Annotated in this window: 25 protein-coding genes and 2 tRNA genes; 22 read left to right on the forward strand and 5 right to left on the reverse strand. The window is 31.0% G+C overall.

Features of this window, described 5'->3' with window-relative positions; all coding sequences use genetic code 11:
• Nucleotides 1-2: 2 nt before the first annotated feature.
• The 4 genes from ACGHJ8_RS05155 (at nucleotide 3) to ACGHJ8_RS05170 (ending at nucleotide 5,768) form a co-directional block, all read left to right on the forward strand.
• On the forward strand, nucleotides 3-797 hold the full coding sequence (locus ACGHJ8_RS05155) for a hypothetical protein (RefSeq protein WP_390542086.1): 795 nt from the start codon (nucleotides 3-5) through the stop codon (nucleotides 795-797).
• A gap of 11 nt (nucleotides 798-808) precedes the next feature.
• Nucleotides 809-931, forward strand: coding sequence for a hypothetical protein (locus ACGHJ8_RS05160; RefSeq protein ID WP_275086203.1), 123 nt, complete (start codon nucleotides 809-811; stop codon nucleotides 929-931).
• Between the two features lie 135 nt (nucleotides 932-1,066).
• Nucleotides 1,067-4,303: an SNF2-related protein gene (locus ACGHJ8_RS05165; RefSeq protein WP_390542088.1), complete on the forward strand. Its 3,237-nt coding sequence runs from the start codon at nucleotides 1,067-1,069 to the stop codon at nucleotides 4,301-4,303.
• A 10-nt stretch (nucleotides 4,304-4,313) separates the two neighbouring features.
• Nucleotides 4,314-5,768 carry a DNA-directed RNA polymerase subunit alpha C-terminal domain-containing protein gene (locus ACGHJ8_RS05170; RefSeq protein WP_390542090.1) on the forward strand — a complete coding sequence of 485 codons (1,455 nt, stop codon included), beginning with the start codon at nucleotides 4,314-4,316 and terminating at the stop codon, nucleotides 5,766-5,768.
• 6 nt (nucleotides 5,769-5,774) lie between these two features.
• Here the strand turns inward: ACGHJ8_RS05170 and ACGHJ8_RS05175 are convergent, their stop codons facing one another.
• The gene (locus tag ACGHJ8_RS05175; RefSeq protein WP_390542092.1) at nucleotides 5,775-6,368 is read right to left on the reverse strand and encodes a hypothetical protein; all 594 of its coding nucleotides are present in this window, start codon (nucleotides 6,366-6,368) and stop codon (nucleotides 5,775-5,777) included.
• Between the two features lie 41 nt (nucleotides 6,369-6,409).
• On the opposite strand from ACGHJ8_RS05175, the gene ACGHJ8_RS05180 reads away from it, so the two are divergent.
• A complete protein-coding gene (locus ACGHJ8_RS05180; RefSeq protein WP_211964960.1) occupies nucleotides 6,410-6,961 on the forward strand; it encodes an RNA 2'-phosphotransferase in 552 nt (183 codons plus the stop codon).
• Between the two features lie 11 nt (nucleotides 6,962-6,972).
• On the opposite strand, the gene ACGHJ8_RS05185 is transcribed toward ACGHJ8_RS05180, so the two are convergent.
• On the reverse strand, nucleotides 6,973-7,965 hold the full coding sequence (locus tag ACGHJ8_RS05185) for a WYL domain-containing protein (protein ID WP_162607637.1): 993 nt from the start codon (nucleotides 7,963-7,965) through the stop codon (nucleotides 6,973-6,975).
• A 111-nt stretch (nucleotides 7,966-8,076) separates the two neighbouring features.
• On the opposite strand from ACGHJ8_RS05185, the gene ACGHJ8_RS05190 reads away from it, so the two are divergent.
• The 4 genes from ACGHJ8_RS05190 to ACGHJ8_RS05205 all read left to right on the forward strand — a co-directional run bounded on the left by ACGHJ8_RS05190 (nucleotide 8,077) and on the right by ACGHJ8_RS05205 (nucleotide 11,013).
• Nucleotides 8,077-8,373 carry an HIRAN domain-containing protein gene (locus ACGHJ8_RS05190; RefSeq protein ID WP_211964958.1) on the forward strand — a complete coding sequence of 99 codons (297 nt, stop codon included), beginning with the start codon at nucleotides 8,077-8,079 and terminating at the stop codon, nucleotides 8,371-8,373.
• 74 nt (nucleotides 8,374-8,447) lie between these two features.
• Nucleotides 8,448-9,248, forward strand: a complete 801-nt coding sequence (gene ucpA / locus ACGHJ8_RS05195) for an SDR family oxidoreductase UcpA (RefSeq protein ID WP_390542095.1) — start codon at nucleotides 8,448-8,450, stop codon at nucleotides 9,246-9,248.
• Nucleotides 9,249-9,327: 79 nt separating this feature from the next.
• Nucleotides 9,328-10,041 carry a DUF554 domain-containing protein gene (locus ACGHJ8_RS05200; protein ID WP_390542097.1) on the forward strand — a complete coding sequence of 238 codons (714 nt, stop codon included), beginning with the start codon at nucleotides 9,328-9,330 and terminating at the stop codon, nucleotides 10,039-10,041.
• Nucleotides 10,042-10,071: 30 nt separating this feature from the next.
• Complete coding sequence (locus tag ACGHJ8_RS05205) at nucleotides 10,072-11,013, forward strand: GTP-binding protein (RefSeq protein WP_390542099.1); 942 nt, start codon at nucleotides 10,072-10,074, stop codon at nucleotides 11,011-11,013.
• Here the strand turns inward: ACGHJ8_RS05205 and ACGHJ8_RS05210 are convergent.
• Complete coding sequence (locus tag ACGHJ8_RS05210; RefSeq protein WP_205089737.1) at nucleotides 11,008-11,964, reverse strand: biotin--[acetyl-CoA-carboxylase] ligase; 957 nt, start codon at nucleotides 11,962-11,964, stop codon at nucleotides 11,008-11,010. The genes ACGHJ8_RS05205 and ACGHJ8_RS05210 overlap by 6 nt on opposite strands.
• A 94-nt stretch (nucleotides 11,965-12,058) precedes the next feature.
• Here ACGHJ8_RS05210 and ACGHJ8_RS05215 point away from each other — a divergent pair, with 94 nt between their 5' ends.
• The 3 genes from ACGHJ8_RS05215 to ACGHJ8_RS05225 are packed head-to-tail and all read left to right on the forward strand — an operon-like array spanning nucleotide 12,059 to nucleotide 13,801.
• Complete coding sequence (locus ACGHJ8_RS05215) at nucleotides 12,059-12,559, forward strand: DUF4375 domain-containing protein (protein ID WP_390542101.1); 501 nt, start codon at nucleotides 12,059-12,061, stop codon at nucleotides 12,557-12,559.
• Nucleotides 12,560-12,617: 58 nt separating this feature from the next.
• On the forward strand, nucleotides 12,618-12,839 hold the full coding sequence (locus tag ACGHJ8_RS05220) for an acyl carrier protein (RefSeq protein ID WP_087357692.1): 222 nt from the start codon (nucleotides 12,618-12,620) through the stop codon (nucleotides 12,837-12,839).
• Between the two features lie 35 nt (nucleotides 12,840-12,874).
• Nucleotides 12,875-13,801: a CorA family divalent cation transporter gene (locus tag ACGHJ8_RS05225; protein WP_390542104.1), complete on the forward strand. Its 927-nt coding sequence runs from the start codon at nucleotides 12,875-12,877 to the stop codon at nucleotides 13,799-13,801.
• On the opposite strand, the gene ACGHJ8_RS05230 is transcribed toward ACGHJ8_RS05225, so the two are convergent.
• Nucleotides 13,796-15,133, reverse strand: coding sequence for a PLP-dependent aminotransferase family protein (locus ACGHJ8_RS05230; protein WP_390542106.1), 1,338 nt, complete (start codon nucleotides 15,131-15,133; stop codon nucleotides 13,796-13,798). The genes ACGHJ8_RS05225 and ACGHJ8_RS05230 overlap by 6 nt on opposite strands.
• Nucleotides 15,134-15,256: 123 nt before the next feature.
• Between ACGHJ8_RS05230 and ACGHJ8_RS05235 the strand changes: the two genes are divergently transcribed.
• The 3 genes from ACGHJ8_RS05235 to ACGHJ8_RS05245 all read left to right on the forward strand — a co-directional run bounded on the left by ACGHJ8_RS05235 (nucleotide 15,257) and on the right by ACGHJ8_RS05245 (nucleotide 16,878).
• The gene (locus ACGHJ8_RS05235) at nucleotides 15,257-16,585 is read left to right on the forward strand and encodes a 6-phospho-beta-glucosidase (protein WP_390542418.1); all 1,329 of its coding nucleotides are present in this window, start codon (nucleotides 15,257-15,259) and stop codon (nucleotides 16,583-16,585) included.
• 95 nt (nucleotides 16,586-16,680) lie between these two features.
• Nucleotides 16,681-16,771 (forward strand) — tRNA-Ser (locus tag ACGHJ8_RS05240).
• Between the two features lie 30 nt (nucleotides 16,772-16,801).
• Nucleotides 16,802-16,878 (forward strand) — tRNA-Asp (locus tag ACGHJ8_RS05245).
• Between the two features lie 72 nt (nucleotides 16,879-16,950).
• Here the strand turns inward: ACGHJ8_RS05245 and ACGHJ8_RS05250 are convergent.
• Nucleotides 16,951-17,481 (reverse strand): NUDIX hydrolase, encoded by a 531-nt coding sequence (locus ACGHJ8_RS05250; RefSeq protein WP_211964948.1) that lies wholly within the window; start codon nucleotides 17,479-17,481, stop codon nucleotides 16,951-16,953.
• A gap of 225 nt (nucleotides 17,482-17,706) precedes the next feature.
• Between ACGHJ8_RS05250 and ACGHJ8_RS05255 the strand changes: the two genes are divergently transcribed.
• The 7 genes from ACGHJ8_RS05255 (at nucleotide 17,707) to ACGHJ8_RS05285 (ending at nucleotide 25,355) form a co-directional block, all read left to right on the forward strand.
• Entirely contained in the window at nucleotides 17,707-18,687 is a 981-nt protein-coding gene (locus tag ACGHJ8_RS05255) for an RluA family pseudouridine synthase (RefSeq protein ID WP_087357696.1), read from the forward strand.
• A 52-nt stretch (nucleotides 18,688-18,739) separates the two neighbouring features.
• A complete protein-coding gene (locus ACGHJ8_RS05260; RefSeq protein ID WP_087357697.1) occupies nucleotides 18,740-19,660 on the forward strand; it encodes an ROK family protein in 921 nt (306 codons plus the stop codon).
• 92 nt (nucleotides 19,661-19,752) lie between these two features.
• Complete coding sequence (gene mnmA / locus ACGHJ8_RS05265) at nucleotides 19,753-20,886, forward strand: tRNA 2-thiouridine(34) synthase MnmA (RefSeq protein ID WP_087357698.1); 1,134 nt, start codon at nucleotides 19,753-19,755, stop codon at nucleotides 20,884-20,886.
• Nucleotides 20,886-23,078, forward strand: coding sequence for an ATP-dependent RecD-like DNA helicase (locus ACGHJ8_RS05270; RefSeq protein WP_390542109.1), 2,193 nt, complete (start codon nucleotides 20,886-20,888; stop codon nucleotides 23,076-23,078). The genes mnmA and ACGHJ8_RS05270 overlap by 1 nt, the downstream gene beginning before the upstream one ends.
• A gap of 42 nt (nucleotides 23,079-23,120) precedes the next feature.
• A complete protein-coding gene (locus ACGHJ8_RS05275; protein WP_162607639.1) occupies nucleotides 23,121-23,258 on the forward strand; it encodes a hypothetical protein in 138 nt (45 codons plus the stop codon).
• A 49-nt stretch (nucleotides 23,259-23,307) separates the two neighbouring features.
• A complete protein-coding gene (locus ACGHJ8_RS05280; RefSeq protein ID WP_087357700.1) occupies nucleotides 23,308-24,345 on the forward strand; it encodes an AI-2E family transporter in 1,038 nt (345 codons plus the stop codon).
• Between the two features lie 56 nt (nucleotides 24,346-24,401).
• Nucleotides 24,402-25,355 carry a Na/Pi cotransporter family protein gene (locus ACGHJ8_RS05285; RefSeq protein ID WP_205089745.1) on the forward strand — a complete coding sequence of 318 codons (954 nt, stop codon included), beginning with the start codon at nucleotides 24,402-24,404 and terminating at the stop codon, nucleotides 25,353-25,355.
• Nucleotides 25,356-25,362: the final 7 nt, after the last annotated feature.

Consider the following 25,362-nt stretch of genomic DNA (forward strand, 5'->3'; position numbering starts at 1 on the left):
TAATGTCAGAAAGAAAATATATAAGAAGTGCAACAATGGAAGTGATTACTAATCAAATTAAAGATCATTTAGTTAAAAAAACAACAGAGTTATATCAACAGATGTTAGATCAAGGAATGAGTGAAAAAAGATCTATTGAATTATTAGCGTTTTATTTAGAAATGTATATTAAAGATAATATGCAAACTGATGATTTCAGTGATGAAAAATGGGAAGCATTTTTAGACGAAATCAATCCTATTTTTCATGTGACCGGTGAATATGAGTTTGATGTACAGGAAGAACGAAGTAACTTAAGACATATTCAAAAACAATATGGAAAACTGAAATCTGATGTGGGAGCATTAGAAGAAGAACTTTATAGTTTAGAAGCTCATTTTCTTGCGATACATACGCTTTATAAAATTGATAGTCGTGAAACGAAGAAGATTATACATATTGTACTTAATCGTTTATTAGATTTTAAAAATCATTATACAAGTGATTATACAGACTATGCTCATGAAGATCTTTTATGTCTGGCAGATGGTTTAGAACAAATGTGCAATCCTTATGTGAATCCACAACTCTATGATTATTTATCAGAGTTTGTTGATTTAAAGGATGAATCACAGTTTGATTATATTTTTAAAAATGTTTTTCTATGTTTAACAAGAGTATTAGTAAGTATTGATACATTTGATAAAGAATTTGGTGTTAATGGATATTTCCGTTTTATTAGTCAGTTTTTGGATGTAAGGGCATGTATTGAAAATGGACCTGATTTCTTCTTTAATGACAAAACATTGGAGAAATAGGAGATAGAACTATGGAATATAAAGATTATATGAATCGGATTCAACAAAGATTAAAAGAAATGAGTGAAGAAGAAAAGAATCGTTGGATCTATCACTATACGAGAGTTCATAGAGTAATAAGAACGACATTATAGAGGTTACATTTTGTTACCATATGGATTTTGGCTAGGAGAGATTAAAAAAATGAAAAATCATTTTCTATTAAACCGTTAAAAACGGTTTTTTTGTTGTTGAATATGCTATAATGCAAAAGTAAGGAGAGTTCATACATGAAAACTGAGTTTAATTTATTAACATTATTTTCTAATCGCAATAATATATCTATCGCAAGAAGTTATGACCGTTATGATAATGTTTTAAGCATTGATATGAAACAAGAAGATACTTTGTATTATGTTCAAGCTATGGTGAAAGTCAGGGGAGAAGAATTTCTGTGTTCTTTTACATTTGATAGCGAATATCATTTACATGAATATCAGTGTGAGTGTACCTGGTGCACAGATGATAGCCCATGTGCTCATATTGGAGCTGTTTTGTTGAAGTTAAATCAACTGGAGATTCCTTCTTTTCCATATCATTATATTAACACTGAATTTGAAGAAGAAAAAAAGCGTCAGGAAAGACGTCATCAACAACAACTTCAACGTGCTTTGGCTATACGTGCTTTGGAAACGAATGATTTGATTAAACAGAATAAAGAATATTATCATAATCAAGTGAGCTCATCCATTTCACATGAAAAATATAATTTAACAGCTATCTTGAATGGAGATGATGATGTCTTATATCTTGATTATAAGATAGGTAATGCGAAAAAATATATTATTAAAGATATTGATGAATTTTTAGAACATATAGAAAATAAAGACCAAGTGAAGTATGGTAAATATTTACAGTTTGTACATACACGTGAATCTTTTACAGATGAAGCTTTAAAACAGATTGCATTTCTTGAACATGCTAAAATTACAATGAATAAAGTTAATCCTGAAAATTATTTCTTTAATTTTCGTAGTTTATTGAACTTTGGTAGATATGTCTATATTCGTAGTGAATTTCTTGATGATTTTTATGATGTCTATAAGGAATTAGGGTTAAACCACTGTCTTTTTAAAGATATCGACTATACGATAAAAGCGAGTTTAGTTAAAGAACAAGAATACTATGTACTTAAAATTATTGATGAAAATCAATTTTATTTTGGAAAACAGTATATTTATTTTATTTCTACTTTCAAACATCAGACAACAATTCAACGTATTCAAATGGATTTAAATGAGAAATCATTTGATATTTTACTTGATTTGTTTGAAAATCCAATGTTGATTAAAGAAGAAGACCTTCATGATTTTTATAAATATATATGGGCACCCATGCAAAATTATTTTGATTTAACATGTGATTTTGATTTTGAACAGTCATCATATACTTTCATTAAAATATATGGAGATATCAATGAAAATGAACAGATTTATTTTAAAGTTTACTATGAAGATGAAAATCAGAATCATATTCATGCATTCCAAAACGACACAATTACAACAATTGATCAGGATATCGTTGAAACATATTTACGTCAACAATGTCATCAAATTGACGAGAAAAATGGGTGTGTTTATTTTGATAGTTATGATGAAAAAACATATGAATTTATGCATGATGGGATTGAATTTCTCCAACAATATAGTGAAATATATATTTCTGAAGCATTAAAGAAGATGGGAAGACCAGTTCATTATCAGATTCAGGTAGGGGTTAAAGTTGATCATGATCTTTTATCTTTAAATATGGAAAGTGCTCAAATTCCGCAAATGGAAATTGCTGAAGTTTTGTCAAAATATCGTCGTAAAAAGAAATTTCATCGTTTGAAAAGTGGAGAACTATTATATCTTGAATCACCTGATCTGGAAGAATTATCAAATTTGATAGATGAATATCATATTCATGTCAATGATATTCAAAATGGAAGTCTAAGTTTAAATAAAAATCGTGTGTTCGCATTGGATAATGATGTAACAGAATTGCAACATATACAAATCGAAAGAGATGCGTCCTTTCAAAAACTCATTCAACAATTTCATCAACATACACAACATCTTTATCCCTTAACATCCTACTACAATCAGCTATTGAGAGATTATCAAAAAGAAGGTTATCAGTGGTTACGAACACTTTACGAATTGGGATTTAATGGGATATTGGCTGATGATATGGGACTAGGTAAAACGTTACAGGTGATTGCTTTATTGGATCAGTTACAAACAGATAAACCAAGCTTAGTTGTTTGTCCTTCTTCGTTAATTTATAACTGGGAAGATGAAGTGCATAAATTTTCAAAAAGCTTACCTGTGACATGCATTGTATCAGATGCGAAAACAAGAGAAACAATGATACATGCTATTCATGGTAAACATCTTTATGTGACTTCTTATGATTATATGCGTCGTGATGTAGAGTTATATGATTCTATAGAATTTGAATATGTGATTTTAGATGAATCACAATATATTAAAAATCAAAAAACAAAGAATGCCATTTCTGTCAAGCAGCTTCATGCTTTACATAAACTGGCATTATCTGGAACTCCCATTGAAAATTCATTGGCTGAATTATGGTCAGTTTTTGATTTTCTAATGCCTCAATATTTATATAACTATCATTATTTTCAAAAAACATTTGAAACAGATATTGTGAAAAATCAAAATCAAAAGAAAATTCAACAACTTCAAAAAATGGTTTCACCATTTATTTTAAGAAGAAACAAAAAAGATGTCTTATTAGAATTACCTGATAAGATAGAAAAAACACAATTGATTCCTTTTACACAACAAGAAAGTGAATTGTATTTTGCTAATCTTGCTCAAATTAATACACAACTTCAAGAATTGTTTCAAATGGAAAAAGTTGATAAGATTGTCATTTTATCGATGCTGACAAAACTAAGACAAATCTGCTGTGAACCAAGAATGATATATGATAATATTTATCAAAGTTCATCTAAGATGAAAGCTTGTATGGATTTGATTTGTAATTATAAAGCCAACCATCAACAAGTCTTATTATTTTCATCTTTTACAAAAGTCTTTGATTTGATGGAAGAAGAATTAAAGTTAAATGGAATTCGCTATTTTATTTTAACAGGTGAAACTTCAAAAGAAAAAAGACGAGAACTCGTCCGCCGTTTCCAAGAAGGAGAAGCTGATGTCTTTTTGATTTCTTTAAAAGCTGGAGGAACAGGATTGAATTTAACAGCTGCTCAGGCTGTCATTCATTTTGATCCATGGTGGAATCTTTCAGCACAAAATCAGGCAACAGACCGTGCTTATCGTATTGGACAGCATAACAATGTTATGGTTCATCAATTGATTATGAAAGAGAGTATTGAAGAAAAAATTCAAATTTTACAGGCTAAGAAAAAAGAACTCGCAGATATGTTTGTAGAAAACAGTGAAGGAAATATTTCTTCATTATCAACAGAGGATTTAAAAGAATTATTGGCTATGTAGGAGGAAGACTATGAGATATTATATCAAAGAATTATTAAATCACAGTTATGAAATAGCAGCTATGGATGGTTATGACGCCTATGTTAGCATATATAATCATGAAGATATCCATTTAACTTCTCAACAAAAAGAAGCTTTGTCCTGTTCATCTATTGATAACCAGTATTATTATGGTATTGGTCAAGAAGAATATCATGACTACTATCAAATAGCTCAATATTTAGATATGGATCCATTACGATTTTTACAATTCTATCCAGCATCACGTGATTATGGAAATTATAAAAGTTTTTCTCAATTTCAAGACATTCATCATTGTATGGATTTTAGAAAAATTATAGAAGATGAAATCAAAGAGTTTGTCTTAAAAAAACAGTTGCATTCAGATTCATTATTGTATACTCTATTAAAAGCAAAAGGCTATGTTTATCAGTCATCTCATGAAAGCATACCTCAAGAATTGCTTCATACGCCTATTGAAAAGTTAGATTTAAGTGTACGTAGTTATAATTGCTTAAAAAGAGAAGGAATTCATACTTTACATGATTTAAGACAAGTCATGAAAAATGATGGACTCTATAAAATAAGAAATATGGCTCATAAGCTTGTTAAAGAAATTATTGATGCATATTGTCAGTTTCTGAATCAGAATTTTTCGTATCATTTAGAGTTGCATTTCATGCAAAAAAAGAGTCCTATCATATTTGTATATGACAAGCAAGGTTTTGCATTAAAAAGTATTGTATCCAGTATTTTTCTTGACTTTTTCCCTGATATGAAAGAAAGCTTATTCAACAATCACGATGCCTTGTTTACATCAAAAATCACAAATATTCTTTTATGGATGGGTTACAACAATATTAAAGATGTTGAACCCCATTTACCAGAACTCGATAATTATTTCTATAAACTTTCGCTCACATCAAAACCTAATGCTCTACAAAAAAGATATGATGACTATCTTCATGCCCATATTATATATCATGAAATTCCATATTCTTTTTATCAAAAACTTATCCATCAAAAGGCTTCGCAAAAAGATATACAAAATGCCTTGCAACAATATAATGCATATATTGATAGTGTTGTTGAACAAATTAATCGTAAAATATATTATGTTGAAAATAACAAGACAAAAGAGTTCTATCACGATGAACAAAACGATACTATTGATATATATGATATGGGTTTCTATGAGTGTATTCAATACGATGATTTAAAAAAGATTATAGATTCATTAGAAGATATTTGCGTTGTTAAAAAGGTCATGGAAAAAATAAGATTATCTCATTCTTTTCATATTCTTAAGGATCTTGGTGAGTATAAAGCACAAGTAGATATGATTATTAAAAATCATTCTCAAATAGAAGCAAATAAACTTATAGAACAATTATTAGAAGAACCATTTTTATTAAAACATCAATACAAAGAATTACTTCAGTATATTCAAGAACAAGTGAAATAATGAATTTTATACTTGATGATCATTTAATAATTCTCGAGCAGCTTTGGGTTGATAATGTATATAAGGCATCATACAACCTACATTAATAGCGATACAATGATAATGGTATGTTTGATTCAATGTTTGAATAAATGATTGATAGATGGTTTCTTCCAGACTATTATGGACATGACCATACAAATGAATATTGATGGGAATATCATTGTTGAGATGGTGCTGGTGATTCCAGAACATGATAGGATAATGCTGTAAAATAAAGGAATACTTTAAACCATCAATGATTTCATGAACTTCTTTATAGGGTGTGATTTCAACAAATAATGAACGATATGCTTCATTTTTAAGTCGATCATGATTGCCAATAATGAGATGCTTTTTTCCTTTTAAAGAGGAAACAAACGCTATAGATTGTTCATTTTCTTTCCAGCAAAAATCACCTAAAATATAAACATCATCATTATCTGTAATATATTCATTCCATTGTTGTTGTATAAAATTCATCATTTCATCCATTGTTTCAAATGGACGCTGATCAAAGTTCTTTCCTTCTTTGCACACGTTTTTATGTAAAATATGTAAATCAGAAATATAGTAGTTCATATGATACATCTCCTTTGTTATAATGATGTAGAGGTGAGATTATGAAAACCACAAATATCAGTCGTTATATTGCTTTGCTTTTACGTCATCACCCAGAAAAAGCAGGACTTTGTTTGGATGAACATGGATGGGTAGAAGTAGAAGCATTGATTCAAGGCGTCAGACGACGTTATCCAGAATTTAATCGAGCAGTTCTAGATGAAATTGTTGCCCGTGACAGTAAACAAAGATATGCTTATAATCAGGATAAGACATGTATTCGTGCCAATCAAGGTCACTCTATCCCAGTTGATGTGGAATTAAAACAGGCTTTACCACCAACAATTCTCTATCACGGAACGGGTGAAAAATATGTAGAATCAATACAAAAAGTAGGATTGATCCCTAAATCAAGACTCTATGTTCATTTATCGACAGATATTCAAACAGCTATTCAAGTAGGAAAAAGGCACGGCCAGCCTGTTGTCTATCAAATTGATACTCAACAGATGATTCATGATGGCTTTATTTTCTATATTTCAGCAAATCATATCTGGCTAACTAAAGCTGTTCCAGTACAATATTTAAAAATCATTGAAACGAATCCAGTATAAAGATTCGTTTTTTATAAAAATTGCTCTTTTAGAAAGTTTTGAAATCTTTCTATCTGTGATTGACCACCCACAATTTGAATAGCACCTCCAAATCCAATAATCCATGAATAAAAAGTATTATTAATAAAATGTTTAACCTGAATGCGATAGTGATTTTCATCAACATAACGTGGTTTGATACCTTTACCAAATTTATCAATCATGTTGGCATAGACAGAAGGATGAAATTCTAATTCAATACTTTCCAATTGTCCTTGACCATACATATAAGTTGTATTTTTCACTTTTTCATGAAAGGCCTCTAATTCCATTTGAGAAAATATAACTTGTGAATCTTCAATGATTTTGACATCTTGAATATAATCAAGTCGATAAAGAATACAATCCATTGCATTTTTAGCACCTTGACAGAGAAGATAATACTCATTATTAGAAAAGAGTGTGTCAATTGGAGCTAAGGTTGTTTGTTTACCACAACGAGTTGTTAAGGCTGGTTTTTGATAAGTGAATTGTATCTTTTTATGGCTTTGAATTGCTTTGGTAATGACTTCTAATTCTTGGTAAAATGACTGTGAATTTTCATTTTTAGTTATATGCGGATTTAAATTTTTATGAAAATAACTTTGATAATGAAAGCTAAACATATCTTGAATACGTTTTTGATAATTTTTCTTTGTCTGTAAAGTAAAGAAATCAGAACTATAAACAAGATCAACAATGGCTTTAGCTTCCATCATATCTAAATGACGATCAGCAAAATAAAAATAAAGATTTCTTCCTTCTTTATACATTTGGATGACATCATCCTCATAATATTCATTATAAAATTCAATATATTTTTTAATAGCACGATAATCAATTTGAAAATTCCTTTTTTGTTGATAAAACTTTTCTTTAATTTGATTGACTGTTAAAGGATGTTTTTCATCACTGTTTTTCATAATAATATCAATAATCGCAATAAACTTAAGATATTGGTCTTTATCTTTGTTTCGTCTTTGCATTTTTCTCATCCCCTTAAAAATAGCATAACATAGATAATAAAAAATACAAACATATATAAGTCTGTATTTCAAAATAATCAATGTTATGCTTAAAGTAAGGAGGGACAATTTATGGAAATACTTATAACAATGACAGGCTTACAACATTATATTGAACCAGAAGAACTCAATCCCCATCAGGAAGTCATTTTAAAGAAAGAACCAGAAAATAAATATGATCAAGAAGCTATAGCTATTTATCTAAATGATACAATAAAGATAGGTTATGTAGCCAATTCTGTTCATACACAGGCTAAAGGAACTTATTCAGCAGGACGCTTATATGATAAGATACCAGAAATGACCAAAGCGAAGATTCTTGTAATCATGCTTCAATGTGCCATTGGTGTTGTATCAATTGAAAAATAATTGATGATATGATGGAAACTTTTAACAAAAGAGTTTAAAATAAAAATATACAACACAAAAAGGAGAGAAAGCTTATGGGAAAATTAGATGGAAAAGTGGCTATCATTACAGGGGCAGCTGCTGGTTTAGGTGAAGGAATTGCTGAAGCTTATGTGAAATATGGTGCCAAAATCTGTATGATTGATTTATCAAAAGATGTTGAACAGACAGCTCAAAAATTGCGTGATCAATATCATGGTGATATCATCACATATGTGGGTAATGTTGCTGATAAGGGACAAATGAAAGATGCTGTAAAAAAAACAGTGGATACATTTGGTGAAGTTAATATTGCCTGCTGTAATGCAGGGGTTTGTCGCTTGGCGCCATTTGAACAAATGAGTGATGAAATGAGAGATTTTCATATTGATGTTAATATCAAAGGAGTCTGGAATACTTGTCAGGCAGTCATTCCTTATATGTTAAAACAAGGCAAAGGAAGTATTGTTATAGCGTCTTCGGTCACAGGAAATCTTGTCGCAGATGCCGGAGAAGCAGCCTATGCGATGACAAAAGCGGCTTTGGTTGGACTGACAAAATGTTTAGCTGTTGAATATGCCAGTCGTCATATTCGTGTCAACTGTTCACAACTTGGTTATGCCAGAACACCAATGGTAGAAAAGATGGCAGTAGAATCTAATCCGGATAATCCAGAAAGTGCAATTCAGGATATCGCTAAAGGTGTACCAATGGGACGATTAGCAAAACCTATTGAAGTTGGTGAATTATTTGCCTTTTTAGGTAGTGATGAGTCAAGTTATATTACTGGTTCACAATTTGTCATTGATGGTGGAAGTACTTTACCAGAAACAATGAGTATAGGAACAAATGATTAGAGAGAACAGCGTTTCTCTTTTTTTGTAGAGTGATGTCAAGAATTGTGTTACAATGTATATCAATATAAAGGGGATATGAATGATGCGTGGAATGGGTACAATTGTGAATGTATTGGCCATTATCATTGGTGGAAGTTTAGGACTTTTTTGTAAAAATTTATTAAAAGATCGTTATCAGGAAACAATAATGAAAGCTACAGGTATAGCGACAATGTTTTTAGCACTCTCAGGAACTTTATCAAAAATGTTTGTGATTCAACAAGTTGGGATTCAGACAACCGGTTCAATGAACGTGATTTTATCATTGGTGATAGGTGCATTAATAGGAGAAATGATTGATATTGATCATCTCTTTGAAAAGTTTGGAAACTGGTTAAAGCTGAAAACAAAGAGTCAAGGTGATCATCAGTTTGTCAATGCTTTTGTCACAGCGTCATTGACTGTCTGTATTGGGGCTATGGCTATTATAGGAGCAATTCAAGATGGGATTTATGCGAATCCTTCAATTTTGTTTGCTAAAGCTGTTTTGGATTTTGTAATTATTCTAGTGATGTCTTCATCAATGGGAAAAGGTTGCTCTTTTGCTTTTATTCCTGTTGCTTTTTTACAAGGAGCATTAACAGCGTTATCAGTTGGTTTAGCACCGTTTATGACAACATCACTTTTGAATCATTTAGATATGGTGGGAAATATTTTGATTTTTTGTGTAGGAATCAACCTGATATGGCCTCGTACAATCAGAGTTGCGAATCTGTTACCAGCTTTAGTTATTTCTATAATACTTTCATTTTGATGATAAAGATTAAAAAAGGAGATGATATTTTTGACAAAGATTGATTTAATTACAGGTTTTTTAGGTTCGGGAAAAACCACCTTTATTAAACATTATGCTTCTTATTTAGTAGCACAGGGTTATAAGGTTGGTATTCTTGAAAATGATTTTGGTGCAGTCAATGTAGATATGATGCTTTTACAAGATGCATTAGGACATCAATGTGATTTAGAAATGATTACCGGTGGGGGAGATCAACAAACACATCAAAGACGTTTTAAGACAAAGCTCATATCAATGGGGATGTTGAAATATGATTATTTATTAGTTGAACCTTCTGGAATTTATGAAGTTGATGAATTCTTTGATGTTCTTCATGAAGAACCTTTAGAAAACTGGTATGAAATAGGTCATGTTTATACTATCGTTAATGCCAAATTGGAACAGAATCTATCAAAATCTTCACGTTATTTATTGGCTAGTCAGATGGCTCATGCCAGTTGTATTTTGTTAAGCCATTATGATGAAGCCTTACAAGAAGAAATACAACAAACAAAACAATTATTACAAAAATATCTCCAGGAGATTCAATGTTCAAGAATTCTTCAGGATTATGATTTTTATACGCATTGGAATCATTGGAATGATGAAGACTTTCAATGGATGATGTCAAAACAGATAATCTTTTATGATTATGTGAAATACGATATGGATTATCAAAAGGCATATACATCTCTTTATTTTATGAATACTCATTTGAATCAGGAAAGTTTAAAGAGAACTGTCCAATATCTTTTCAATGATACAAGATGTGGAGATGTTTTTCGTATCAAGGGCTTTATTTGTGAAAATGATCAGTGGTTTGAAATGAATGCGACCAGACAATCTATGTCTTTAACACCTATTTCTATAGGACAGGATGTGATGATTGTGATTGGTGAGCATTTAAATAAAGAAGAAATTCAATCCTATTTTCATAAAAAAACATCATGATGATGTCCTCTTACGAATAGAAATTTCACCGGAACTGAGGTTTTTAATCCCTTGTTCACTTTGAATTTTTAAAGAAGCATCATCATTGATGTCTAAAACATAGGCTGGATAGGCTTTATTGTTTTCATAGACTGTAATGTCTTGATGTAAGATATAAGAATGTTGGCGATAGAAATCTAACCACGATAAAGTTGACAACATGAGATAATCCTGATAAAAGATATTGAAAAAATCAATCAATAACTGTTCTCTGGAAGCTTTTATAGAGCAGAAATCTTCAATACAGGCAGCTATATTTTGAAGATAATCAGGCATAGAATAAGAATGAACATTGATACCGATTCCTACAATCATCTGCTCAATTTGTGCTGTGTTCATCTCTAAACTGGCTTCACATAAAATACCAGCAATCTTGAAATCATGAATCATAATGTCATTAACCCATTTGATTTGAGGATGTACAGGATAATTCTTTTCGATAGCTTTAACGAGTGATACAGCCAGACATGCAGTGATTTTTAAGGAATCATAGATAGTTAAATCTGGTTTTAAAACAAAAGATACATAAATACCCTTTTGTTGAGGAGAATAAAAGCTTTTTCCATTTCTGCCTTTTCCTTTTGTTTGAGATTGCGCAATCACAATATCTCCCTGTTGATGAGAAGTTCTTTTTAAATAATCATTCGTTGAATCCATTTCATCAAAATATTTGATATTTTGAAAAAAATCAGGAATTGCTGATTTGATATTTTCAATAAGAATGATATCATTATCCTCCGTTAGACAATATCCTTTTTTTGTAGATGATATAATATGGTATCCTTTCTCTTTTAATTTTTTAATGCAAGATGATATTGTCATGCGAGAAACACTTAAACTTTCACTTATTTTTTGTCCAGAAATATATTCATTCTGGTTGTTCTTTAAAATTTTTAATATTTCTTTTTCCATATGTCTATTATAATCATCTTTATAGTAAAGATAAAGGGATAATTCTATACTTTTAAGCAAAAAGAGTATACAATAAAAAAGAGGAGGTTTGTTTATGCCGACGGTAGAAGATGTTTTAGATGATTTGACCTTTCAAGCAAGTGAAATCATTGCACGTCAAGATCAAAGTCACTTGGTGATAGATTTATACAATATCATTTGTCAAAAATGTGAAAATGGGGATTTAATAAATGAACTCAATGGTATTGAAAGAGTCTTCTATTTATGTCAAACTTTTGTCTTGAGAATGTGTGATGGAGGTATTGAATCTTATTATAGTGAAGCAGCTGGTAATTTTGCTAATGAAACAGTTGAAGCATTATTGGAAATGAAAGCAAAACGTACAGCGTTGATTTTAGATCGTGGTAATGGTCTTTTTCAAGAAGGAATTGTACCAGAAGATCAACAACAAAGAGTTGAAGAATTAAAGAATCTGGATTATAGTGAAGTTTCATGGTTATTTGATTTGTTGGATCATGAATTTCAAGAATTAAAAGAAGATTTAGAAGCCTTGAGTTTACAATATGTTCTTTGTCATAAAGAAGCGTTTATGTAAGAAAAGAGATTGTGTTTTGATAATGTTATGATTATAATGAAAATGAGGTGAATACAAAATGGATTATTTTGATAAAATCAAAGAAAGATTATCTTCTAAATTAAAAGATCAGACACTCACAAAAGAATCATCATTTAAAGATTTAGGTATTGATTCATTAGATCTTGTTGATCTTGTTTTTGAATTAGAAGAAGAACTGGGTGTGGAATTTCAAGATGATGAATTATTAAAAATTACGACAGTTCAAGATTTATTAGATTTAATTGATACTAAAAAATAGGGGAGAAAACCCTATTTTTTCATAGGAGGAAGAATATGATTTATCAGGTTGATCATCATAAAGTACAAGTGAATATTCAAGATATTCAAGAAAATCATCGTTATATTGGAATGATGAATTTAGATGAATTAAAATCTTGTTATCAACAATTATGTATTGAACAGACTTCTATTGAACGATTAGAAGATCCATCTTTGTTTCATCAAAATATGATTATTCCTGCCTATCATTATTACTATGGTTTAATACATTTAATTAATGCTCGTGACATTTTTGTAAAAAAGGATACCCTAGCCTTATTTATCTTTAAACATTTATTTTTAGTTGTCGTCATTGATGATGAAGATCAGCATATTCGTGAAGTCTTTCAATCATCAACAGATGATGTCTTACAAAGAGATGTTTCTATTACACGTCTTGTTTATTATTTTTTAAGTGATTTACTGGCAGCAGATTATCGCTATTTAGAAGAACTTCAAAATGAAATAGAAGAACTAGAATCACACGAAGAAGATGCTATGAGCTTTACCAATCAATTACGACAGTTGAATAAAGAACTTTTGCTTTTACAAAATTATTATGAAAACCTGATGACTATAGGAGAAGACTTAGAAATGAACCATCATCATATTTTTGAAGATGACGATTCACGTTATTTTGAAATTTTTACACGTCGCATTGAACGTTTATCTAAAAATGTAGAAATGTTAAGAGAAATCTTGAATCAGGCTCAAACAGCACATCAATCAAGAGAAGATTATAAATTGAATAAAACAATGCAGTTTTTTACAGTTGTCACAACTATTTTTATGCCATTGACTTTGATTGCTGGATGGTATGGTATGAATTTTGAAAATATGCCAGAATTAAAAAGTGTTTATGGTTATCCAGCTATCATTGTTTTGAGTGGCATCATTGTGGTGGGATTGATTATTTTATTTAAGAAAAAGAAGTTTTTATAAACAATCTAAAAAGGTTTGATAAAATAATTCAAGGGCTTTTTTTAAATCCTGATGATCAATTCTAGCCAGACTTAAACGGATAGAATTTTGAAAATGTGAAGGATTATAAAAACATCTTTCGTTTCTGGCAATCTCTATATGATTTTTTCTTAGTTTTTGTTGGAGAACATCTAAGTTAATAGAAACAAGAAATTGAATTGTGAAATAATAACCTGAATAACTTGAAATCACTTTTAAAAGTTGAGAATCCCAGCTTTGAGTGATTTTTTTGATGACTTGATAATCTTTTTTGAGATGATTTTGAAGTTGTTGTGTCTGTTTGTCATAGAGGGAGCTTTTAATATAAGATTCTAATGTTGCCTGAGAAATAAGGGATGGCAACTGATAAGAATAATAGTAAGATTGATGAGTCATTTGGTCAAATGTTTCTTGAAAATCCTGATGAACGATTGCGACACCAATACGGATATAAGGAATGGTTTTTGAAAAACTAGTTAAATAAATACAGTTTTTGCCTTCCATATAATAAAATAAAGGCAGATAATGAGAAGTTGAACTGCAATGACCAAAATAATCATCTTCTATAATATAGACATTATATTTTAATGCGAGAGCTGCGATTTTTTGACGTAATTTGGTAGGATAGGTTGTTCCCAGTGGATTATGGTTACGTGCAATAGTGTAAAAGAATTTAATATCATAATGTTCAAAAAGAAATTGTAACTGTTGTAAATCAATGCCATTTTCATCACGAGAAATTGTTAAAACAGGTAAGGATAAAGATTGAAGAAAGCGTACATAATAACTATAAGTGGGTTCTTCGATTAAAATATATGAATGATGATTGGGAAAAGTCATAGAAGATAAAAAAGAAAGTGTCTGAGTAATGCCTTGAATCAGATAAATAGAGCTTTCTTTTGTATAAATACCCATTTGAAAAAAATAATCTGCTAGTGTTTGACGTAATGATTGAACTCCCTGTAAAGAAAGATTTAAAGACGATTCACGATATTCGTCGATGGCTAAAGAAAGGCAATGTTTGGCATCTTCCAGTGAAGTTGCATGAATAGGTGGATTACCTGTTTCTAAGGAATAATGATGGGTAGAAGGCGATGGTAAAACAGGGCTACTTAAAACATAATAGCCACTTTGTGCTTTAGCATAAATCAAATGCTGATGCACTAACAACTGATAGGCTTTGATGACTGTTTCTTTACTGCAATGATATTGTTTAGATAGCATTTGAATCGAAGGAAGTTTTTCTCCACGTTTATATGTTTGGTTAATAATATCTTGTTCTAATAATTGGGCTAAGTATTCATATTTTGTCATGTCAATCACCATTTTTATTATACCACATAAATAATTATACCGGTATAGTTAATGATATGATGGATTGCATTTTTATATAACTATTTTATAATGAAGACGTCAAAAAGAAAGAGGTGTCAAATGATGAATAAAGATGGTGTGAAAATTGTAACAATTGGAGGAGGAAGTAGCTATACTCCAGAACTTGTGGAAGGATTTATCAAAAGATATGATCACTTACCAGTAAAAGAATTATGGTTAGTAGATATTGAAGCAGGACGTGAAAAATTAGAAACAGTTGGTGCGTTAGCCAAACGTATGGTTAAAAAAGCAGGAGTACCGATGAAGATTATTTTAAGTTATGATCGTCGTGAAGCTTTGAAAGATGCTGATTTTGTCACAACACAAATGCGTATTGGACGTTTACCAGCACGTGTTTTAGATGAAAGAATTCCATTAAGTCATGGCATGATTGGACAAGAAACCAATGGAGCAGGAGGAATGTTTAAGGCTTTTCGTACCATTCCCGTTATTTTAGATATTGTCAAAGATATCGAAGAATTATGTCCAAATGCATGGCTGATTAACTTTACTAATCCAGCAGGAATGGTTACAGAAGCTATTTTACGTTATACAAACTTTAAAAAAGCCATTGGACTTTGTAATGTTCCAGTGAATATGGTTGCTGGTTTTGCAAAGATGTTAAATGTGGACGAAAGTCAAGTGACAATGCAAATTCAAGGTGTTAATCATTTTATTTTTGCGACAGATGTTTTTGTTGATGGTGTTTCTCGTTTTGATGAATTATTAAATCAATATGCACATTTAAAACCAGAAGATACAATTCAAATGAAAAACTTCGTATCGTTACCATATTCTCCATCCTTTATCAAAGGATTAAAAGCTATTCCATGTCCATATCATAATTACTACTTCTTTACAAAAGAACAGTTAGAAGAAGAATTAGAACAGTTCAAAACAGGAACAGTGCGTGGTGAAGTTGTCAGCAAGACTGAAGAAGAATTATTTGAATTATATAGTCATGAAGAACTTCAAGAAAAACCAGAACAGCTGGCAATGCGTGGTGGAGCAAAATATTCAGATGCTGCATGTAATTTAATTGCTTCTATTTATACAAATAAAGGTGATATTCAATACGTAGATGTACGCAATAATGGAGCCATTGCAGATTTACCAATGGATAGTGCTGTTGAAGTGGCTTGTCGTATCACTGCCAATGGTCCTCAACCAATCGCGACGGGAGCTTTAAAATTACCAATCAGTGGATATGTACAAATGATGAAAACATTTGAACGTTTAGTTATTGAAGCAGCGATTAAAGGGGATCGTGATTTAGCAGTCACTGCTTTAAATATGAATCCATTATGTCCAAGTGACGAAATCGCTAATACTGTTATTGATGAATTATTAGAAGCACATAAAGATTATTTACCACAATTTTTTAACAAGTAGGAGTTGATTTTTCAACTCTTTTTTTTTATATAAACTTTTTTCATTTTAGTATTGAAATCTTTAAAAAGGTATGTTATTATAGTTAGGCAACTGAAGGAGACATACTCAAGAGGCTGAAGAGGCGCCCCTGCTAAGGGTGTAGGTCGGGAAACTGGCGCGAGGGTTCAAATCCCTCTGTCTCCGCCATTGAAAAACTCTTGGCAGTGTATATATATTGGTCTGGTAGTTCAGTTGGTTAGAATGCCGCCCTGTCACGGCGGAGGTCGCGGGTTCGAGCCCCGTCCAGACCGCCAATATAAAAGTAAGGTTATCCATATGGATAACTTTTTTTGTCTTATAAAATAAAAAAAGTGGAAAACCACTTTTTAAAGATGAACTTGCTGATAAGCATACATAATCGCAATAACAGTTTTCGCATCAACAATTTCTCCATTTAAAACTTTTTGATAAGCTTCATCAATATCTAATTTCACAATATCAATAAATTCATCTTCATCACCCTCTAAAGCATCATCAACTTCTTCAAAATCAATCGCTTCATAAAGATATAACCATTCACTTGTATAACCGGGAGATGGTAAGACTTTCATAATAAACTTCATCCCACGTGCACGATTGTTTGTTTCTTCCTCTAATTCACGAAAAGCACAATCTTTGGGATTTTCATTTGCTTCTAGTTTACCAGCAGGAATTTCTAATGTTTCTATACGATTAGGGTAACGAAACTGTTTTACAAGAAGAATCTGATGATTTTTGATAGCTAAAATGCAGACACCACCATGATGATAAACAACTTCTCGATAAGCATGTTCACCATTTTCTAATTCAACTTCTTCACGTGTTACCTGCATAATTTTCCCATCATAAATCACTGTTCTTTGAATTTCTTTTTCCATGATTTTCACCTCATGCCAATTATAACATAAAAAGAAAGTATGCGGGGGAGCATACTTTCTTTTATCTCTATTATTTTACACGTTAGGGTAATAATAGGGGGTATGTTTAAGTGAGAACCACTTAACATAGATAATTATAACAGAGATTTAAAAGTTGTAAAGGCTTTCAATTAAAAATGTATATTTTTTTCTATCAAACTTTGTTAAAATGAAAGAGGTGATGACATGAAAACTTTAAGAATAGATGAAAATTATGAAAATCAAAGAATTGATAAGTATTTAAAAAAATTACTTTCTCAAGCACCACCTCAAATGATTTATAAGATGTTAAGAAAAAAAGATGTGAAAGTGAATGGTGTCAGAGTAAAAGAAAACTATATTTTAAAAAAAGGAGATCTGGTTGAATTATTTTTGTATGAAGATCGTTTTTTAGAATTAACACAACCACAAAGTATTTTTGATTTACCCATCACTTTTGATGTTTTATATGAAGATGATAATGTTTTGATTGTTAATAAACCAGCCGGATTATTAGTTCATGAAGATATCCATGAAGATGTCAATACATTATCCAATCAAGTTTTAACATATTTATATCAAAAGGGGGAATATGACCCAAACCAAACTTTAGGTTTTACACCGGGTCCTGTTCATCGTTTGGATCGTAATACAAGTGGAATTGTCATTTTTGGAAAAACAATGAGAGCTTTACAGGATTTAAATGAAATGATGAAAAAACGTCATTGTATTGATAAAACTTATTTAACGATCTGTAAAGGCTATATGCCTAGTGGTGAGTTAATTGGATATATGAAAAAAGATAGTGATCGCTCTTTGGCAAGAATGGTATCACCTTCGACTGAAGGCGCATTAAAAATGCATACCATTGTTGAAAATATTCAATCAAATCAAAAATATTCATTATTAAAAGTGAAAATTATTACAGGAAGAACGCACCAGATACGTTTACATTTATCCAGTGCTGGACATCCTATCATTGGTGATAGTAAATATGGAGATTTTGAATTGAATCGTTATTTGAAAAAAACTTATCATTTTCAAAATCAGTTTCTGCATGCTTATTCTATTTGTTTTATTAAACCAATAGGTTCTTTAAAATATTTACAGGATCAGGTGATTACTTGTCCTTTACCACATCATTTAGAAGTTTTGAAAAATAAATTGTTTCATGAAAAGAAGCTATGAAAACGGTTTGTTTTATTGTATAATAAATATAAATGAAGGAAGGAGAACTAGAATGAAATATTATATTGGGATTGATTTAGGTGGAACAAATGTACGTACTCTTTTGGTTGACGAAAATGGACAGTCATACAGTGAAGTCAAAGATGCGACTGAAAGAGAAAATGGACCTGACTATGTTTGTTCAAAAATTATCAGACAAATTGAAAGTTTAGATTGTTCAGTTTGTGGTGGTATTCAAAATGTTCAAGGAATTGGAATTGGTGTTCCGGGACCAGTTGATACAGAACATGGTGTCATGATTATGGCAACAAACTTACCGGGATTTGAAAACTATCCTATCTGTGAAAAACTTTCAACTCGTTTTAATTTACCTGTATTTATTGATAATGATGCCAATGTTGCTGGATTGGCAGAAGCTTTACTAGGAGCTGGAAAAGGAAAACCAACTTGTTATTATGTGACAATTTCTACAGGAATTGGTGGCGCATTTGTTGTAAATGGTCAACTTGTATCTGGAGGACGTGGTCATGCTGGTGAAGTAGGAAACATCATTGTTAAAAATAATGGATATAAATTTGGTGCCTTAAATCCAGGAGCTGTTGAAGGTGAAGCAAGTGGAACGGCGATTACACGTAAAGGGAAAGAAATTTTAGGTGAAGAACGTGTACATCATGCTGGAGATGTTTTTAGATTGGCTGATGAAGGAGATATGAAAGCCAAAGGTATTGTTGATGAATGTATTAGTGAACTGGCAACAATGTTAGCTGATATTGCGCATACTGTTGATCCACATTGCTTTGTATTAGGTGGCGGTGTCATGAAATCTAAAAAATATTTCTATGATCAATTGGTTGAACAGTTTAATGCAAAAATCCATGTTGGTATGAGAGGACATATTCCTATTTTAGAAAGAGAATTAGAAGACTGTGGTGCTATCGGTGCTGCGATGCTTCCAATGTCTAAATTGAAATAATAATGAAAATCGATAAAGTTGTTTTACATCTTTATCGATTTTTCTTTATAATTTGTAAAGAAAATGATAGAATAACCAAGAAGGAGGCGTCTATGAAACAAAGAGTTGTATTAGGTTTAAGTGGTGGTGTGGATAGTGCAGTTGCTGCTTATGTTTTAAAACAGCAAGGGTATGAAGTCATTGGTGTTTTTATGCGAAACTGGGATTCATCTTTAAATAATGATATTTTAGGAAATCCAACGAATAATGATGATATCTGCCCACAGGAAAAAGATTATAATGATGCCAAGAAAGTTGCAGAGCATCTAGGTATTGAGTTAAGACGTGTAGATTTTATTAAAGAATATTGGGATCATGTTTTTACTTATTTTTTAGAAGAATATGCCAAAGGAAGAACACCGAATCCAGATATTTTATGTAATAAACATATTAAATTTAAGGCATTTTTAGATTATGCCAGATCTATTGAGGCAGATTATATTGCGACAGGTCATTATGCACGTGTAGAACATCATGAAGGTGCAGATTCTGTTATGTTAAGAGGGGTTGATTCTAATAAAGATCAGACATACTTTTTATGTCAGTTAAATCAATCTCAACTACAATCTTCACTCTTTCCTATTGGTCATATGACAAAACCAGAAGTTAGAAAATTGGCAGAAGATTTAAAGCTTCCGGTTGCTCATAAAAAAGATAGTACAGGAATCTGTTTTATTGGAGAAAGAGATTTTAGAGAGTTCTTGAAAAATTATATTCCTGCAAAAGCTGGAAAAATGGTAGATATTGAAACAAATCAGGTTGTTGGTCAACATCAGGGGATTATGTACTATACAATTGGACAACGTAAAGGTTTAGGCATTGGTGGCGCTGGAGATGCGTGGTTTGTTGTAGGGAAAAAATATGATGAAAATATTTTATATGTGTGTCAAGGTGATCAAAATCAGTGGTTAATGAGTGAAGGTGCTTTGATTACGGATGTCAATTGGATCAGCAGCCAAAAACCACAAGGTGATTATGATTGTACAGCAAAATTTAGATATCGTCAAAAAGATAATGATGTGTCTGTCCGTTTTATTGATGAAAATACGCTTTTCGTTACTTTTAAGCAACCTGTTAAAGCCGTTACTCCAGGACAAGCAGCAGTTTTTTATGATGGTGATGTTTGCTTGGGTGGTGGCACAATTGAAAAGGTGTATAAAGATGATAAGGAGATTACATACTTATAATGTTGACATATACGGGAATTATAAAACGTATTAAATTTTATAGTGAAGATACTAAGTTTATTGTCTGTCTGATTGATAGTGAACAGGAAGATAAACCGATTTTAGCGACAGGTTATATGAGTTATGTCAATCTTCAAGATAAATATCATTTTCAGGGAGAATATATTATTCATCCTAAATATGGTAAACAATTTCAAATTCAATCTTATGAGATTGTTTTAGCGAATGAAGAAAGTGAAATCATTCGCTATTTATCTAGTCCTTTATTTAAAGGCATTGGTGAAAAACAGGCAACAGCTATTGTAGAAGTTTTAGGAAAAGATGCATTAACCAAAATCAAAGAAGATAAACATGTTTTAGATCATGTTCGTGGTATGAATGAAACCAAGCGTGAAACCATAGCTAGTGTTTTGTCTTCACAGGATTTTGATCAGGAAGTTTTGATGTTTTTTATGGGACATGGCATTTCTACACGTCATCTGGCTTTAATTCAAGCTGTTTATCAAGAAAAAACATTGGATATTTTACAAAATAATCCTTATCAGCTTATTGATGATATTGATGGAATAGGATTTAAGACAGCGGACGATTTAGCTTTAAAGATAGGTGTTGATCAATATGATCATCATCGTATACAGGCAGCCATTGTCTATGCTTTAAAAGAAGCCTGTTTTCAAGATGGAAGTACTTATCATAACTATGAAACAATTGTCAAAAGATTTCATAGATATATACCTAAAATAGATGATGAGAGTTTTGAAGCAGCATTTACTGATGTTTTAGAACAAAACAAGATTATTCAAGAAGAAGATCGTTATTATCCTTATGAGTTATATCAAAGTGAAATCAACATATCACAAATCTTTAAAAGATGGCTACATACACCTCTTTATGATATTAATTCAAAAGACATAGACAAGATTTTAGAAGATTTAGAAAAAGAACTTTTTATTGAATATGATGATTTTCAAAAAGATGCGATTAAACTTTTTATGGAACATTCAGCCATGATTATTACAGGAGGACCGGGAACAGGAAAAACAACAATTGTCAATGCGATGATTAAGATTTATCAACGTTTAAATCCTGATCAGCGATTAGCCATTGTTGCCCCAACTGGGAGAGCTGCAAAACGTTTAAGTGAAGTCACTGGTGTTGAGGCATGTACAATTCATCGTTTATTAAAATGGGATTTACATACCAATACTTTTGCGGTTAATGAAAAAAATCCTTTGGATGTTGATTTACTCATTATTGATGAGTTTTCAATGGTTGATTCGTTGTTATTTTCCCATCTTTTATTAGCGTGTCAAAAAGTTAGTCAGATTTTATTAATTGGTGATGATCAGCAATTACCATCTGTTGCACCAGGACATGTTTTAAAAGATTTAATAGAAAGTGAATGTATTCCTACCATTGCTTTGCATTACATCTATCGTCAATCTAAAGAAAGTGGTATTGTCCAACTGGCACATAGTATTCGTAATGATCAGTATGATGAAAACTTGTTTTTTCAATATTCAGATATACATTTTCAAACATGTACACCTTATGATGTTGTGAAGTATGTACGTGTTCTTGTATCCAAAGCATTAGAAGATGGCTATGATGGACAAGATATCCAAGTTTTAGCACCGATGTATAATGGAGTTGCTGGTATTGATGCTTTAAATGATTGTTTACAGGAATTGTTGAATCCATCGGATGGATTTAAAAATGAATTGCGTGTGGGCAAAAGAGTATTTAGAGAAGGAGATAAAATCTTACAGTTAAAAAATCGTGTTGAAGATAATGTTTTTAATGGTGATATAGGAACTTTAGTAGAGATTTGTTATAAGGATAATTTTGAATATTTAACAGATAAGATGATTGTAGATTTTGATGGAACGATTGTAGAATATACACCACAGGAGTTTTATACTTTAACTCATGCTTACTGTATGAGTGTTCATAAATCACAAGGGAATGAGTTTAAAATTGTGATTATGCCTGTGCTTAAAGACTATTATATTATGTTGAAGAAAAATCTAATTTATACTGGACTCACACGAGCAAAACAATCTTTATGGTTTTTGGGAAGTCATCAGGCTTTTGTTTATGGTGTTACACATAAACAGGATGAAAGAAGAAAAACAACATTAATTGAAAGAATGAAAAAAACTCCAGAGATTTCTTTGTATGATTTTGAATAATGAGGACATACTAAGAATGTACTTTTAAAGGAGTGAATAATCATGTCAAAATTAGCTGTTGCTTTTTTCTCGGCAGGAATTGTTGCTGCGGCAATGATTATGATGAGTGATATGCCATGTGCAGATAGCATTGAACATAGTGTTCATAAAGCCAAAAAAGCGATTAAAGAACAACTTTAAGAAGTACAAAAGGACTGATGAACAGTCCTTTTCTTCTCGAGGAGGTTTTATGAAAAAAGAAAATATAGCAAAATCTCTTATTTTATTGAGTCTATGTGCGATTTTATTATACTATGTGTATACATTGTTTCGTATTGGAGCACTTATCAGCTATCTTTTACGATTGATATTTCCATTGTTAATAGCTTTGTTTTTTCATTTCTTAATTGATCCTATTATTGATTATTTTACAAATGATCGTTTATCAAGAAAAATCGTTGTTACACATCTTTATTTATCATTTTCATTATTATTTATTCTAAGTTGTTATTTTCTTATTCCTTATTTATTAGATCAATGTCTTTTATTTTATCATCGCATTTGTGATAGTCAAATCATGGTTAATCCCATCTTTTCAACATTTATTCATTTTTTAGAAGACTATCAGATTATTAATTATTTTATTGATATTTTTAATGGTTGGACACAGGCCGTTATTTATTGGGCAGGTAATATATTAATTGCTTTAGGTATTTCTTTTTATTTATCTTATGATAATTTACATCTCATTGAAAAAACGATTATCTACTTACCTTTTGAAAAACAAGGTATCTGTATGCAAACACTAAAAAAACTCAAATTAACAACTTATCAATTTATGAAATCTATGATTTTAGATTTTATCTTTTTCTTTATCATGTGTTTGATACCTTTTTTCTTTATCAATCAAAATTATGCAATCTGGATTGCTTTATTTTTAGCTTTGACAAATCTGATTCCTTATGTTGGACCTTATATTGGTGGTATTCCTGTGATTATTTATGAGTTTTTTATTGATCAACATTTAGGTTATGCTTCTTTTGTTGTTGTTATGGTTTTACAATATCTGGAATCCTCCTATTTACAGCCTTATCTTTTTTCTAGAGGCATTCAAATACACCCCATCTATCTTATTATAGCATTAACCTTCTTTGGTGATTTATTTGGTATTGTAGGTATGATCTTTTCACCATTATTGTTATCTTATGTGATTTTTCTTGTAGAATTATTAAAGAATTTACATATTAGAGAAGATATTCAAAGAATAATGCATCATGAAAATGAATAAGAATTTCTCAAATTTTCTTTTTATTATCATATATGATAATAAAGGGGTGTGAAATCATGACAGCAACACATTATTTGGGTTTATTAGGAGGACTGGCTTTATTTCTTTTGGGAATGAATATGTTGTCACAAGGATTGACATCAGGACTGGGAGAAAGATTAGAAATCATTCTTTTAAAATTAACCAATCATCGCATGAAAGCGATAGGAGTGGGTATACTTTTAACAGCTTTGATCCAAAGTTCTTCAGCTATGAGTGTGATATTGATTGGTTTTTTAAATGCTCATATTATGACTTTAAAAAGAGCAATATGGATTATGATGGGATCCAACATTGGAACGACTATTACTGGACAGATGATAGCCTTAGATATCGGTGCTTTTGCGCCAGCATTATCATTTATAGGAGTTTTGTTTTATCTGATTAGTCAAGGTATCAAACAGCTTATAGGCCAAGTCATGATGGCTTTAGGTCTTTTGTTTATGGGATTAGAAATGATGTCACAATCCATGCTGCCATTACAACATTCCTCATGGATTATTGGTCTTTTTATGCAACTTCAAAATCCTTTATTATGTGTTGGTATGGGTATGTTATTTACGGCACTCATTCAAAGTTCATCAGCATCCGTAGGCATTTTACAAATTTTAGCGATGCAACAGCTTGTTTCATTTCAACAGTCAGTTTATCTTTTATTAGGTTTTGACTTAGGAACCTGTATCACAGGTTTTTTAGCTTCTTTATCTGGTTGTCGTAATGGTAAACGTCTGGCTCTTTTTCATTTCCTTTTTAATCTTGTAGGAGCTATGAGTTTTCTTGTTTTATGTCAATGCCTACCTTTGATTGATATGATTAAAAATATATCACCCTTATCCCCAAACCATCAAATTGCCAATATGCATACTTTCTATAATATACTCACCACATTCATTGTTTTATTGTGTGAACCTTATTTAATGAAAGTCATTCAATGGATATATCCAAGTCACTATAAAAATCATGGAAAGTAGGAATCAA

Source organism: Massiliimicrobium timonense, from assembly GCF_042850985.1.
Classification (GTDB): domain Bacteria; phylum Bacillota_I; class Bacilli_A; order Erysipelotrichales; family Coprobacillaceae; genus Allocoprobacillus.

Coding starts and splice junctions, on each gene's coding strand:
- ACGHJ8_RS05235 (WP_390542418.1), top strand. CDS start 15,257: ATGAATAAAGATGGTGTGAAAATTGTAACAATTGGAGGAGGAAGTAGC.
- ACGHJ8_RS05225 (WP_390542104.1), top strand. CDS start 12,875: ATGATTTATCAGGTTGATCATCATAAAGTACAAGTGAATATTCAAGAT.
- ACGHJ8_RS05155 (WP_390542086.1), top strand. CDS start 3: ATGTCAGAAAGAAAATATATAAGAAGTGCAACAATGGAAGTGATTACT.
- ACGHJ8_RS05275 (WP_162607639.1), top strand. CDS start 23,121: ATGTCAAAATTAGCTGTTGCTTTTTTCTCGGCAGGAATTGTTGCTGCG.
- ACGHJ8_RS05160 (WP_275086203.1), top strand. CDS start 809: ATGGAATATAAAGATTATATGAATCGGATTCAACAAAGATTAAAAGAA.
- ACGHJ8_RS05175 (WP_390542092.1), bottom strand. CDS start 6,368: ATGAACTACTATATTTCTGATTTACATATTTTACATAAAAACGTGTGC.
- ACGHJ8_RS05270 (WP_390542109.1), top strand. CDS start 20,886: ATGTTGACATATACGGGAATTATAAAACGTATTAAATTTTATAGTGAA.
- ACGHJ8_RS05280 (WP_087357700.1), top strand. CDS start 23,308: ATGAAAAAAGAAAATATAGCAAAATCTCTTATTTTATTGAGTCTATGT.
- ACGHJ8_RS05220 (WP_087357692.1), top strand. CDS start 12,618: ATGGATTATTTTGATAAAATCAAAGAAAGATTATCTTCTAAATTAAAA.
- ucpA (WP_390542095.1), top strand. CDS start 8,448: ATGGGAAAATTAGATGGAAAAGTGGCTATCATTACAGGGGCAGCTGCT.
- ACGHJ8_RS05215 (WP_390542101.1), top strand. CDS start 12,059: ATGCCGACGGTAGAAGATGTTTTAGATGATTTGACCTTTCAAGCAAGT.
- ACGHJ8_RS05180 (WP_211964960.1), top strand. CDS start 6,410: ATGAAAACCACAAATATCAGTCGTTATATTGCTTTGCTTTTACGTCAT.
- ACGHJ8_RS05230 (WP_390542106.1), bottom strand. CDS start 15,133: ATGACAAAATATGAATACTTAGCCCAATTATTAGAACAAGATATTATT.
- ACGHJ8_RS05190 (WP_211964958.1), top strand. CDS start 8,077: ATGGAAATACTTATAACAATGACAGGCTTACAACATTATATTGAACCA.
- ACGHJ8_RS05285 (WP_205089745.1), top strand. CDS start 24,402: ATGACAGCAACACATTATTTGGGTTTATTAGGAGGACTGGCTTTATTT.
- ACGHJ8_RS05250 (WP_211964948.1), bottom strand. CDS start 17,481: ATGGAAAAAGAAATTCAAAGAACAGTGATTTATGATGGGAAAATTATG.
- ACGHJ8_RS05255 (WP_087357696.1), top strand. CDS start 17,707: ATGAAAACTTTAAGAATAGATGAAAATTATGAAAATCAAAGAATTGAT.
- mnmA (WP_087357698.1), top strand. CDS start 19,753: ATGAAACAAAGAGTTGTATTAGGTTTAAGTGGTGGTGTGGATAGTGCA.
- ACGHJ8_RS05185 (WP_162607637.1), bottom strand. CDS start 7,965: ATGCAAAGACGAAACAAAGATAAAGACCAATATCTTAAGTTTATTGCG.
- ACGHJ8_RS05165 (WP_390542088.1), top strand. CDS start 1,067: ATGAAAACTGAGTTTAATTTATTAACATTATTTTCTAATCGCAATAAT.
- ACGHJ8_RS05200 (WP_390542097.1), top strand. CDS start 9,328: ATGATGCGTGGAATGGGTACAATTGTGAATGTATTGGCCATTATCATT.
- ACGHJ8_RS05170 (WP_390542090.1), top strand. CDS start 4,314: ATGAGATATTATATCAAAGAATTATTAAATCACAGTTATGAAATAGCA.
- ACGHJ8_RS05260 (WP_087357697.1), top strand. CDS start 18,740: ATGAAATATTATATTGGGATTGATTTAGGTGGAACAAATGTACGTACT.
- ACGHJ8_RS05210 (WP_205089737.1), bottom strand. CDS start 11,964: ATGGAAAAAGAAATATTAAAAATTTTAAAGAACAACCAGAATGAATAT.